The organism is Halopelagius fulvigenes (genome assembly GCF_055398025.1).
In genome coordinates this window covers 126,450-137,928 of record NZ_AP043843.1, presented here as the reverse complement: position 1 = coordinate 137,928, position 11,479 = coordinate 126,450, and the positions used below count along the sequence as shown (strand labels likewise).

Sequence of the window (11,479 nt, the reverse complement as noted above, 5' to 3'; positions counted from 1 at the left end):
GAGGCGGTCGAACCCGGGTTCAGAACTCCACGCCCTCGGCCGCGTCGAGGTTCGTCAGGAAGGCGACTTTGCGGACGGCGGGGACGCCGTCCACCGTCGCGTCCTCCTCGACGCTTCCGTACAGCGTCCGGTGTTCGTTCACGTGTTCGACGCAGGACGTCGTGGGCGCGAACAACAGCAGGAAGTGAGTTCCCGGCCCGTCTCAGGCCAGCTTCGGCCCGATGGAGTGTTCGTCGTCCTTGTAGAAGTACCGCTCCATGCGCCGGTACTGGCGGAGAATCTCGTTCGCGCCGCCGGCGATGCGGACCGCCGGGTCGGCTTTGAGCTCCACGAGGTAGTCCACCCGCGCGGGCGTGCGAACGCGCGCGTACACGTCGACGGAGCCCCGATTCCCGTAGTGGTCGTACGGTTCTTCGAGGCGCACCGTCGACCGTTCGAAGGCCGCCTCGAAGTGTTCGACCACCCGCGTCGCCAACTCGTCTTCGCGCATCGCTCTCGGTCGAGGAAACGCGAGGACGGATATAGGTCCGCCGATTCGGGGACACCGAGAGGGCGACCTTCGAGTCGGCGTTTCGGCGCGTTCGTGCTTTCGAGACCGACGTTCGTCGGGAGGATAGATTCACCGCCTCTGTTATTTTCGATCGTTATCCCCGTCAAAACTATTGGTATCAATACCACTAAAGAGAGGTATGGACGCACACGAACGCCTCTTCCTCGAGGAGATGGTCGAGACGTTGGCGGTGAGCATCGCGAGCGGGATGAGGAGCGAACCGAACGAGCGTCTGGTCGCGTCGCGGGACGAACTCACCGACCGCGGGCGGTTCTGGGTCCACGGCTACCTCATCGGTCGCCTCTCGATGCTGAAGAGTTGGACCTCCGGCAACCCCAACCTCTCGCAGGACGACGTGGAAGAGGTAATCGAGATGGTAGATGGACACGAATCGAGCATCGCGGCGGAACTTTACAGTTAATTAATCGTGGATACGGGAACAGAACTCTAGCGTTAAGTAGCCTGGGACGCGGACAGTATCCTAGATACCCAAATGCCGCGGCCCATCACCGTAATGTCGTACAACATTCGATACGACAACCCGAACGACGGGAGGTACGCGTGGCGAATCCGCCGAGACAACGTGGCGGGCGTGATTCGATTTCATCAACCTGACATCGTCGGACTCCAAGAAGCGCTCCACGACCAACTCCAGGACTTGCGCGAGCGACTCCCATCCTACGAGTGGCTCAGCGCCGGCCGGGCGAAGGCGGAGAACGCGGGGGAGTACGCCGCCCTCGGCTTCGATAAGGAGCGATTTAATCTCGAAGAATCGTCGACGTTCTGGCTGTCGGAGGAACCCGGGGAAGTCGGAAGCGTCGGGTGGGACGCCCGCTTCCCGCGACTCGTTCGATACGTCAAGCTCCGAGAGCGACGGACGGGAATCGAGCTCTACCACTTCAACACGCACTTAGACCACGAGGGGGAGACGTCTCGTCTCAAGGGCGCGAAACTTCTCCAACGGCGCATCGACGAGTTGGCTCCGAACGAACCCGTCGTCGTGACGGGTGATTTCAACTGCCGGCAGTCGTCGCCGCCGTACCGACATCTGACGAATCGCACGCAGGCGTGCGAGGGGCGGAAGCTCAGGGACGCGATGTTCGCCTCGACGGCGCCGCACCACGGCCCGACGACGACGATGACGGACTTCCAGAACCTGATTCCGGACAAGAAGATAGACCACGTGTTCGTGACGAGCGAGATCGTCGTCAACCACCACGGCGTCTGCTCGGACAGTTACCTCAACGGGCGCTACCCCTCGGATCACCTCCCCATCGTGGTGAACCTCTCGTTTCCAAACCACGTCCGCGAGGAGGAGACCAAAACACGTAGCCAATCGACGTTTTACCGAACGGATTCAATTCAAGAGTCCGTTCAGGTTCCGTCGAAAGAGGTCGAATAGCCGCCTGCGGCGGTGTTCGCCTCGACGACGTTGTAAATACTGGTAGAACCTTAACGGGGCTGGGAGACGCATATCGTAAGCGCCGAATTTCAGACGTAGAAGCGCTGAAACCCGTCATTCGGCCAGACCATCCCCCACAGGTGATAGTATGGTTTCCATCCTCTACACATTCGACAGAGAGTTCATGAAGAAAACGTTCGAGGCGGTGGACGGGCACGTCGATGTCCCTTCCGCGTACCTCCCTCTCGCGCCGGAAGCGCGGGGATGCTCGGACGAACTACGCGAAGTGGAAGTCGACGACGTCGAGGCGGTCGACGAGAACGTCTTCGACGTGGACCCGGACGTCGTCGTCCGCAACAACACCTTCCGCGCGGGCGAGTTCCGCTACGAGGACGAGTACCCCGTCGTCCACGTCCGACACGGGGCGTCGTTCGGCAGGGACGAGGTCGAAACGACAATCTCGCGCCTCGAAGGCGCAATCGACGCGGCGTTGGCCCCGGGAACGTGGTGGGCCGACCGCTACCGGGAGGGGTTCTCCGACGACACGCACGTCGAAGTCGTCGGCATCCCGGAGGCCGACCGACTCGTGGAGGCAGACGCGCCCGAGGAACGGCACGTCCTCTACGCGCCCACGAACCACAACTACGGCGGCGGAAGCTACCTCGACACGGCCGAACACGTCCTCGACGTCTTCGAGGACACCGACTACCGACTCCGCTTCCGACCGCACCCCATGGACCGAACGGAGGAACCGGGCCGGTCGGTGACCGAACGGTGCCGGGAGCGAATCGCCGACCTCCCGAACGTCGTCTTCGACCGCAACGAGACGCCGACGGAGAGCCTCCTCGATTCGGACGTTCTGCTGTCCGATTACTCCGGCATCGTCACCGAGTGGTTGCACACGGACCGGCCGTTCGTCCAGTTCACGACGCTGGCCGCCGACGCCGAGGTTCCGAAACTCGGCTACCAGACGCGCCGCCTCGACGTCGAGACGGTGGACGAGTTGTACGAGAACGGACTGCCCGAGGAGGTTCTGCGGCGACAGGAGTCGTTCCGCGCCGAGTTGGGGATTCCGATGGACGGGCGGGCGGGAGAACGCGTCGCGACGGAGGTGGCGGCATGCACGCAGTAATCCTCTCCGCCGGCGACGGCGGCCGCATGGGCCACCACACCGAGAAGGTGCCGAAGACGTTCATGAAAGTCGGCGACCGCATCCTCTACGAGTACCAGAAGGAGGCGATAGAACCCCACGTGGACGCCGCCACCGTCGTCCTCGGGTACCGCCACGAGGCGGTCGAAAGCCAGTTCTCGCCGCGTCGAACGGTCGTCATCGAGGGGTGGGACGAGTACGAGAACGCCGAATCGCTCCACCGGGCGCTCCGCGAAATCGACGACGACGTACTCGTCCTCAACGGCGACGTGGTCGTCACGCGAGACGTCATCTCGAAGATTCGCCGCGCCCACGAACGAACCGGCGGAAGCGTCGTCGCCTGTCTCCCCGGCACGCAGACGGAGCACACCGCCGTCCAGTTGGACGACGACGGGCGAGTCGTCGCCTACGGGAAGATTCCCGGCCACCGCCACGCCGGACTCGGCATCATAGACCAGGCCCACCTCGACGCGGCGGTCGAACACCTGCGAAACAACCGCCACGAGTGGTACCCGACGGTGTACGAGGAGATAGAGACGCGGGGCGTCCACATCCCCGCCGACAGTCACCTCGAAATCAACCGCCCGGCGGACAAACGGGCGGCAAAGGAGCGACTTCCGCTGGATTCGCCGCGCGAGACGGCCCCCTCTCAGTCCCAACAGGACAGTTCGCTGTAACCGGAGTCGAACGCTCGACGCCGCGCCGCGATCTGAAACGAGACGGTCCGTCGCTACTTCTCGTCTCCCTCGTCGAACCGACCGAGAGCCCCGACTCCGGATCTCCTGCAAGTAGAATTATGTCAGCGGGCCGCGTCGTTCCGGTACGTTCGCGATTTTTCGAGGCGAGAGACAAACGTGACAGACGAAACCGACACGAACCGGTCGACGGGGCTTCGAGAGCGCGGTAGCGCCGCCTTAGACGGTATCGAATTCCGTCGCGGGCGCGTCACGCTGTGGATACTCGCGGTGTTCCTGATCGGGGTATTGCTGTTCGTCTCGTGGAAGTACGTCGGGACGGTCGTCCTCGGCCTGTTCGCCTACTACGTCACCCGCCCGGTGTTCCACCGCATGCTGAACCGCACGTCCTCGCGGACGGGCGCGGTGGTCGCGTCGCTTCTGTTGGTGGCGTTGCCGGTCATGGTTCTGATCGGGTGGACGCTCATCGTCGCCGTTCGAGCGGTCCAGAACTTCGGAAGCGAAGGGACGTTGGGACAACTGGAGGACGCCCTCACGCCGTACTTCGACATCGAAGCCTCGGTGGAGGGACTAGAGACGACGATCGAACAGGTCATCGCCGACCCGAGCCAGTTGAACCAACTGAACATCGGGGCCATCACCACGAACCTGGTGGACGTGTTGAGCACGTCGGCCGTTATCCTGCTCAACGGCGCGCTTCACCTGTTCATCGCCCTCGTCATCGTCTTCTACCTCCTCCGCGACGGGCACCGAATCGCCGAGTGGGCCCGAGACACGTTCCTCGAACCGGGTGGCGTCGTGGACGCGTATCTCCGCGCGGTGGACCGCGACCTGAAGAACGTCTACTTCGGGAACATCCTCAACGCGCTCTTCACGGGACTCCTCGGGGCGATGACGTACTCCATCCTGAACATCTTCGCCCCGGAGGGCGTCGCCATCCCCGAGGCGGCCCTCATCGGACTCCTCGCCGGCGCGGCGAGCCTCATTCCGGTCATCGGCATCAAACTCATCTGGGTTCCCACCGGGTTGTACCTCGTCGGACTGTCGCTGGTCGTCGGTCCGGAGACGCTGTGGTTCCCCGCGGTGTTCATCGCCGTCTCCGTCGTCATCGTGGACTACATCCCCGACCAGTTGCTCCGCCCCTACGTCTCCGGACGGTCGCTCCACGTCGGCGCGGTGATGATCGCCTACACGCTCGGTCCCCTGCTGTTCGGGTGGTACGGCATCTTCCTCGGACCGTTGGTCCTCGTCGTCGTCTTCGAGTTCGGGCGCATCGTCTTCCCGTGGTTGATCGACCCCGACCGTCCGGTCACGGACGCCGACTCCCTCGCGGAGACCGACGAGGCCGAACGGTCGGAAGCGGAGGAATCCGCGTCGGACGCCGGCGAACGCGAGTCGTCCGCGGACTCGGCGGGCGGGCGCGACGTCACCGACACCGGTCGCAGAGAGACGGGCGACTCCGCGGGCGAGTAACCGACCGTCACGTGCGAAATTACTTGGTCACCTCTTCCTGAACGTCAGCGAGAGGATGACGTCGACTACCGAAGCGTCGCCGCCGGAACGAATCGAATCGGGCGATTGCGTCCCCGTAGACGAAACCGGACGTTCGGGCCCTGCATCCGCCGATATCGTCGTTCCTCCCGCCACATTCGAGACGAGAGAGTCGGAGATCGGCGATTCGGGCGTCTTCGCCCGTCGTTCCGAGTCGTTTCGACCGAAGAGTTCTCGATAGATCGGGCGTTCTACCGGTCAGAAAGCCATTTTCACGGAACGGCGGCGGACGGAGAACCGTCGGTCGGACGACGTTCGTCTCGCCCCCGAACCGACGCCGTAATCGAGAACGAGGATCGACGGTGTGAGTCGAGTATAATCCGAACATTTTCGTACGTTCCGTCCGTTCGGTTTCGGTTCTCGTTCGTCTCCGTCCCCGTCGAAACCGGACGGTGCCGGCCGGTCCGTCGGGTCTCGACACGCTTATGAGCAGTGGTACGTCATCTCGGGGCATGCCCACGATAACGTTCCTCGGGGCGGGGAGCATGGTCTTCGCGCGGAATCTCCTCGGAGACGTACTCTCGTTTCCGGAACTCTCCGATAGCGACGTTCGACTCGTAGACATCGACGAGGACCGCCTCGCGCGGACGGCGCGCGTCGCGGAGGCGATGGTCGAAAACGAGGGACTCGACGCGACGATTACCGCCACCACCGACCGGCGGGAGGCACTCGACGGCGCGGACTACGTCCTGAACGTCATCAACGTCGGCGGGCGCGAACCGTTCGAGAACGAGATTCGAATTCCGGAGCGATACGGCGTCGAACAGGCCATCGGCGACACCATCGGCCCGGGGGGAATCTTCCGCGCCCTGCGCACGATTCCGACGATGCTCGACATTGCGCGCGACATGGAGGAGTTGTGCCCCGACGCCCTCCTCTTGAACTACACGAATCCGATGGCTATCCTCTGTCGGGCGATGTTCGAGGCGACGGACGTGGAGACGGTCGGTCTCTGCCACTCCGTCCCCCACACCGTCGAGGCGATCGCGGCGTACCTCGACGTGCCGCAGGGGGAACTCGACTACTGGGTGGCCGGAATCAACCACCTCGCGTGGTTCCTCGAACTCGAACGCGACGGCGAGGACCTCTACCCGGAACTCCGCGAGGCGATGGCCGAGGAAGATATCTACCGGCGGGACACGGTCCGGTTCGAGATGCTCGACCACTTCGGCGCGTTCGTCACCGAATCTAGTCACCACGTCAGCGAGTACGTCCCCTACTTCCGGACCGATCCCGAGACGGTCGCGGCGATGGCCGGCGAGGGGTACGCCGACCGGATGCCGACCGCGTCGTACTTGGAGGGGTGGACGGCGCGGTCCGAGGAACGCGACGACCCGAGCATCGAGTCGGACCTCTCGGAGGTGGGCGTCGAACGCTCCGAGGAGTACGCGGCCCGACTCGTCCACTCGATAGAGACCGGCACCCCGCGGCGGTTCAACCTCAACGTCTCCAACGGGACGAACGCCATCGAGAACCTCCCCTCGGACGCCTGCGTCGAAGTGCCGTGTCTCGTGGACGGTATGGGCGTCCGTCCCTGTTCCGTCGGCGAACTCCCGACCGAACTGGCCGCCTTCGACCGACGCCACGCGTCCGTCCACGAACTCGCCGTCCGCGCGGCGTTGGAGAACGACCGCGAGGCGCTTCACCGCGCCGTGAAACTCGACCCTCTCACCGCCGCGTCCTGTTCTCTCGACGAGATTCACGAGATGACCGAGGAACTGATAGCGGCGAACGAGGCGTACCTTCCCGAACTCCGCTGAGCGTTCGGACGAAGCGCGATTCGGCGTAAAACGAAGTGGATGAGTCGGGCCGCGTGGGTGAACCAACCGCGACCGCTCAGATCTCCGTGACGCGTTCGTACTGGTCGCTGACCGCCGCGGCGTCCTCGGGGAGGAGGGCGGCGACGGTGTAGTCGGCGTGATCGCTGATGTAGTCGATGAGCTGCGCGATTCGCTCGGAGTCGATGGCCTCCAGGGAGTCCAACAGCATGAACGGCACCGTCTCGTGCACGTCGTGGACGAGGTAGCCCGCGAGGGCGAATACGAGTCCGGTCACTTCGCGTTCGCTCTCGGAAAGGTGGTCGATGGTGTCCTCGTATGACGTGCCGCCCTCGGAACTGCGGATGATGTGCATGTCGAAGACGGACTTGTCGACCTTGCGCCGGCCCTCGCGGACGGTCTTCTCGGTCCGTTCGATCCAGATGCGGTCGAGGTTGGCGTAGTCGAGGATGTCGAGGACCGTGTCCATGTGAGTGTTGAACTGCTCGATGGCCTCGCGTTCGATGCGTTCGATGCGGGTGCGGAGTTCGCCGAGTTGCTCCGAAATCTCCTCGCGGCGTTCTTCGAGGTCGTCGCGTTCGTCGAGGCGCGACTCGACCTCCTCCATCTCGTCTTCGACGTCCTCGACTTCGCTCTCCAGACGGCCGATTTCGAACTCCAACTGGTTCGCCTCGCGGTGCAGTTCGAGCACGTCGCCGTAGTCGCGTTCCTCGAGTTCCTCGACTTCGCCCTCGAGGTCCTCGATGCTCTCGGAGAGTTCCTCGCGGCGGGACTTCAGTTCCTCGCGGCGGTTCTGTCGGCGGTCGAGTTCGTCCTCGATGCTCGCGATTCGGTCGTCGAGTTTCTCGCGCCGTCGCCGCATCGAGTCCAGTTCGGCGCGTTCGTCCTCCAGTTCGTCGATGCGCGAGCGCACGTCGTTTCGGCGATCGAGTTTCTCGCGTCGCAGGTCGCGCAGACGGTCGATGGTCGCCTCTATCTGCGACGTCTCGACGTCCGTCCCGCACGTCCAGCAGACGACGGTGTCGGACTCGACGAGTGCGTCCGTGACGGACCCGTGGTCGTGGTCCTGCCCGTCGCGAAGCGCCTCCGCGACGTCCGCGCTCGTCCCCTCCAGCATGTCCTCGTTGAACTGGATGACCGTCTGGAGTTCGTTGACGGTCGAATCGAGCGTCTGCATCCGGTCGCGGAGGTCGGAAATCTCAGACTGGATGGCGGTTCCGTCGTCGAGTTCGTCGGGTATCTCCGCGCGTTCCTCTCGAAGTTCCTCCTGTTCCTCTTCGAGGGCTTCGATGCTCTCGGCTTCCGCGTCGAGGTCGTACCGAACGTCCTCGAGGTCCGACCGCGCGCTCTTCAGTTCGTCGAGTTTGTCTTCGAGTTCGGCCCGGTCCTCGCGGGACTGCTCGATGTTGGCGTCGGCCTCCTCGATTTCTCGCTCCTTCGCCTCCAGTTCGTCGCGCTTCTCCTGAATCTGGGACTTCACCTCGGTTCGGCGCTGTTCGAGTTCGGGAAGGCGGCCGTCAAGCGAATCGAGGTCGTCTATCTTCCGGTCGAGCTGCCGTTTCTCCGTCTCGAGTTGTTCGACCTCGGCCTGAATCGCGTCGGTGTCGATGGGCCGCATGATGAGTTCCCGAAGGTCGTCACCCCGGGCGACGGCCTGCCGCGCCTCGTTCGTCTCCAGGAGGAACGCGAAGAGGTCCGCGAGCGTCGAGTCTTCGAGGTACGGGTCACCCTCCGTGACCACGGTGTCGCCGCGGCGCTTCAGCGTCCGCGAGTACGTCCGGTCGCCGATGGTGAGCGTGACGGACCCCTCCTTCGCGTCGCCTTTCAGCGATGCGCGGTCGCTCCCGAGAGCGGCCATTATCGCCTGCAGCAGAGACGTTCGGTTCGTCGCGTTTCGCCCGGACAACGCTGTGACTCCGGGTTCGAGTTCGACCGTCGTTTCGGATATTCCACCGATATTCTCGACGTGAAGCCGAGCGGTCGTTTCTGTGGACTGCGCGGAACTCATACACCGACAATCAGAGGGCGCGTATATAAGACTTCATCTGTTTCCCCTCGCGCTGTTACAGGTATAAGGGTGTAATGGACGCTGTAACAGCGAAAGAGAGCGTCCGTGGCGGGGAGAGAATCGGGTTATTCGTTCGCGTCCGTGTCTACGTCTACGTCCGTATCTACGTCCGCGCCGATGTCTACGTCTGCGTCTGCGTTCGTCTCCGGGTCCGCGTCGGCGTCCGCCACGAGGTCTCCGCCGCACTCGCACCCGCCCCGGTTGAGCAGTTCCTGCACGTCGTACTGCGTGCCGCAGTCGCGGCAGAACACCCGAACGTCGACGAGAACCTCGAAGTCGCCGAGGTCGATTCGCTCGGTTCCCGCGAGGTTCTCCACGATGTTCTCCGAGACGGCGGAGGTCCGACTGCGGAGACGCTGAATCGTCTCCAACCCCTTCTCGACCCTGTCTACGTCCGCCTGTTCCTCGCGACTCGCCTCGCGGTACTTCGTGAGGTAGGTGTGAATCGCCTGGTGAGAGACGAAGTCCGACCGGAGCGATTCGACGTCCACACCCTCGCGTTCGAGGGTCTGGCGCGCCTGCGTCTGCATCCCACGACTCACGTCGTCGTCGGTCAACAGGCGGTACGTGTTCTCCACCTCGCCGTCGAGCGGATTCATCCCCGCCGCCTCCATCGTCGCGCGGAGGAGACGACGGTTGAAGTAGTCCGCCAGCTCGCGAAGACTCCGACGGTCTTCGCCGTCGGTCGTCCAATACGTTTCGAGGCGCTCTCCCTCCCCTTCGAGTCCGTACTCCCCGATGAGTCGTCCGACCTTGCTCCCCCGACCGGTGGTGGACGAGTTGTTCCCTTCAGTACTCATTCACGGTTTAAATTAGCGTTCGACTCGGTATATACGTTTCCGTCCGCGGCGAACCACGGGTCAAGAGAGAGGATCGACGGGGGTCCAGAGAGAGCAGACGACCCTCCGTCGAGGGGAACGGCGGTCCTCCGTCGGGGAACCGACGACCGTCCGACGGCATACGACGGGGGCCGAATCGCCGTATCGAACGGGACGGGCGCTCAAACGTCGAGTTCGCGGAGGAGACGCCGGACGTGGCCGAGGGAGTAGGAGACGTCGAACGTCCGTTCGATGTGCTCTTGGACGAGTTCGGGTGTCCACTCCGTCGCGTCGATTCCGTGGTCGGTCGGTTCCTCGCGGAGGTGGTCGCTGAGGCGGCGCCTGTCGTCGTCGCCCAGTTTCCGCGGCCGTCCCGGCCGGTCCTCGTCTGTCACCGCCTCCTCTATGGACTCCTCCTCGAATCGGTCCAACCAGTAGTACAGCGTCGAACGAGGGATGCCGTAACGCTTCGAGAGCGTCGATACCGGAACGTCGTCGAGATAGTCCAGAGCCACGACGAGTCGTTTGGCGGCCTTCGCGGAGTCCACGTCGGAGAGCGACTGACGAAGATCGTCCGGGTCGACGCCGTCCAGTTTCGCCATGACTACAGTTCGAATCCGCGCCGGATAAGTCTAATCACTTCTATCACCCCCGTGTCGCCTCTCCGAACGCTCCCGGGGAACGGGACGGCGCCCCCTCGACGGTTCGCGTTCGGCGCTTTTCGCCGAATCATTCGGCGAAGCAGCTTTCGAACCGGCTCAAATCCGTCGTTCGCTCGACTCCTCCGGGCCGACTGTGAGGCGAATCGCTACCGGTAACTCCGGACGATGTGGTGTCGGTCGCCCCTCGGACGAGAAGCGGTCCGACGGAGGACTAGCGACACCCTCTCGTTCGACCGAGAAAGCTGCCGTCGGGACTGTCGTTCCCTCGAGCAATTACAGCGGACATAGTGGTGTGAGTCGTCGGGGAGCGACTGTTTCGGAGGCGCTCACCGAGTTTCGATGACGTCGGGCGAACACGGACACCGCTCGGAGAACACCAGCGTGTCCGCTGTTCTCGGCGATTATCGTTCGGACACTCCCCCCGCGAAGGACGAGTTCGTTCGAGTTCGTCTCCCCCCGCGGTGAGGAATCGTCCCTCGCAGTGTGGGGTCAGTTCTTCGATGCGAGCGTACACCCCGACCGTCGAGACTGTCTCTCGGATCGACCACACACCACCGTGTCCGCTGTTCCGGGCGGCGGTCGGACGTCGCCGGCGTTCCGAGTCGCCCGGACACACCCCCTCCACTTTGTCCGCTGTTCCGCCTCGAAGGGGACCCCCCCTCGCCGAGAAGGCGCGAGTTAGTTCGGACAGGGAGGCGGCGAGACTCGACGGAGCTCTCGCTCCGATCGTCGAGGAGAGCCGGCGGAAACAGCGCCAGAAACGGCCGCAATCGCCGGTCCGGAGAAAGCAACGTCGAGCGCCGTT

The 11,479-nt window shown here is 63.8% G+C and carries 9 protein-coding genes and 1 pseudogene; 6 read left to right on the top strand and 4 right to left on the bottom strand.

Annotated elements, in window-relative coordinates; all coding sequences use genetic code 11:
- Window positions 1-37: 37 nt before the first annotated feature.
- A pseudogene (locus tag ACZ522_RS01300) lies at window positions 38-490 on the bottom strand (hypothetical protein); the annotation flags it as partial.
- A gap of 199 nt (window positions 491-689) precedes the next feature.
- Here ACZ522_RS01300 and ACZ522_RS01295 point away from each other — a divergent pair.
- From ACZ522_RS01295 to melA, 6 genes are all read left to right on the top strand, one after another.
- Window positions 690-971: a hypothetical protein gene (locus tag ACZ522_RS01295; protein WP_379691836.1), complete on the top strand. Its 282-nt coding sequence runs from the start codon at window positions 690-692 to the stop codon at window positions 969-971.
- A 93-nt stretch (window positions 972-1,064) separates the two neighbouring features.
- The gene (locus tag ACZ522_RS01290; RefSeq protein ID WP_379691835.1) at window positions 1,065-1,952 is read left to right on the top strand and encodes an endonuclease/exonuclease/phosphatase family protein; all 888 of its coding nucleotides are present in this window, start codon (window positions 1,065-1,067) and stop codon (window positions 1,950-1,952) included.
- A 184-nt stretch (window positions 1,953-2,136) separates the two neighbouring features.
- A complete protein-coding gene (locus ACZ522_RS01285; protein WP_379691834.1) occupies window positions 2,137-3,084 on the top strand; it encodes a CDP-glycerol glycerophosphotransferase family protein in 948 nt (315 codons plus the stop codon).
- Complete coding sequence (locus ACZ522_RS01280; RefSeq protein WP_379691833.1) at window positions 3,072-3,779, top strand: NTP transferase domain-containing protein; 708 nt, start codon at window positions 3,072-3,074, stop codon at window positions 3,777-3,779. Before ACZ522_RS01285 ends, ACZ522_RS01280 begins: the two co-directional genes overlap by 13 nt.
- A gap of 177 nt (window positions 3,780-3,956) precedes the next feature.
- Window positions 3,957-5,270 (top strand): AI-2E family transporter, encoded by a 1,314-nt coding sequence (locus ACZ522_RS01275; protein WP_379691832.1) that lies wholly within the window; start codon window positions 3,957-3,959, stop codon window positions 5,268-5,270.
- Window positions 5,271-5,800: 530 nt separating this feature from the next.
- Window positions 5,801-7,108, top strand: a complete 1,308-nt coding sequence (gene melA, locus ACZ522_RS01270; RefSeq protein WP_379691831.1) for an alpha-galactosidase — start codon at window positions 5,801-5,803, stop codon at window positions 7,106-7,108.
- 76 nt (window positions 7,109-7,184) lie between these two features.
- Here melA and ACZ522_RS01265 read toward each other — a convergent pair whose 3' ends face one another.
- The 3 genes from ACZ522_RS01265 to ACZ522_RS01255 form a co-directional block, all read right to left on the bottom strand.
- Window positions 7,185-9,134 carry an archaea-specific SMC-related protein gene (locus tag ACZ522_RS01265; protein WP_379691830.1) on the bottom strand — a complete coding sequence of 650 codons (1,950 nt, stop codon included), beginning with the start codon at window positions 9,132-9,134 and terminating at the stop codon, window positions 7,185-7,187.
- Between the two features lie 125 nt (window positions 9,135-9,259).
- Window positions 9,260-9,994: a rod-determining factor RdfA gene (gene rdfA / locus ACZ522_RS01260; protein ID WP_379691828.1), complete on the bottom strand. Its 735-nt coding sequence runs from the start codon at window positions 9,992-9,994 to the stop codon at window positions 9,260-9,262.
- A gap of 200 nt (window positions 9,995-10,194) precedes the next feature.
- A complete protein-coding gene (locus ACZ522_RS01255; RefSeq protein WP_379691827.1) occupies window positions 10,195-10,614 on the bottom strand; it encodes a helix-turn-helix domain-containing protein in 420 nt (139 codons plus the stop codon).
- Window positions 10,615-11,479: the final 865 nt, after the last annotated feature.

What these genes read in the sequence shown, in the direction of transcription:
- ACZ522_RS01295 (WP_379691836.1), top strand. Translation starts at nt 690, where the DNA reads ATGGACGCACACGAACGCCTCTTCCTCGAGGAGATGGTCGAGACGTTG.
- ACZ522_RS01290 (WP_379691835.1), top strand. Translation starts at nt 1,065, where the DNA reads ATGTCGTACAACATTCGATACGACAACCCGAACGACGGGAGGTACGCG.
- ACZ522_RS01285 (WP_379691834.1), top strand. Translation starts at nt 2,137, where the DNA reads ATGAAGAAAACGTTCGAGGCGGTGGACGGGCACGTCGATGTCCCTTCC.
- ACZ522_RS01280 (WP_379691833.1), top strand. Translation starts at nt 3,072, where the DNA reads ATGCACGCAGTAATCCTCTCCGCCGGCGACGGCGGCCGCATGGGCCAC.
- melA (WP_379691831.1), top strand. Translation starts at nt 5,801, where the DNA reads ATGCCCACGATAACGTTCCTCGGGGCGGGGAGCATGGTCTTCGCGCGG.
- ACZ522_RS01265 (WP_379691830.1), bottom strand. Translation starts at nt 9,134, where the DNA reads ATGAGTTCCGCGCAGTCCACAGAAACGACCGCTCGGCTTCACGTCGAG.
- rdfA (WP_379691828.1), bottom strand. Translation starts at nt 9,994, where the DNA reads ATGAGTACTGAAGGGAACAACTCGTCCACCACCGGTCGGGGGAGCAAG.
- ACZ522_RS01255 (WP_379691827.1), bottom strand. Translation starts at nt 10,614, where the DNA reads ATGGCGAAACTGGACGGCGTCGACCCGGACGATCTTCGTCAGTCGCTC.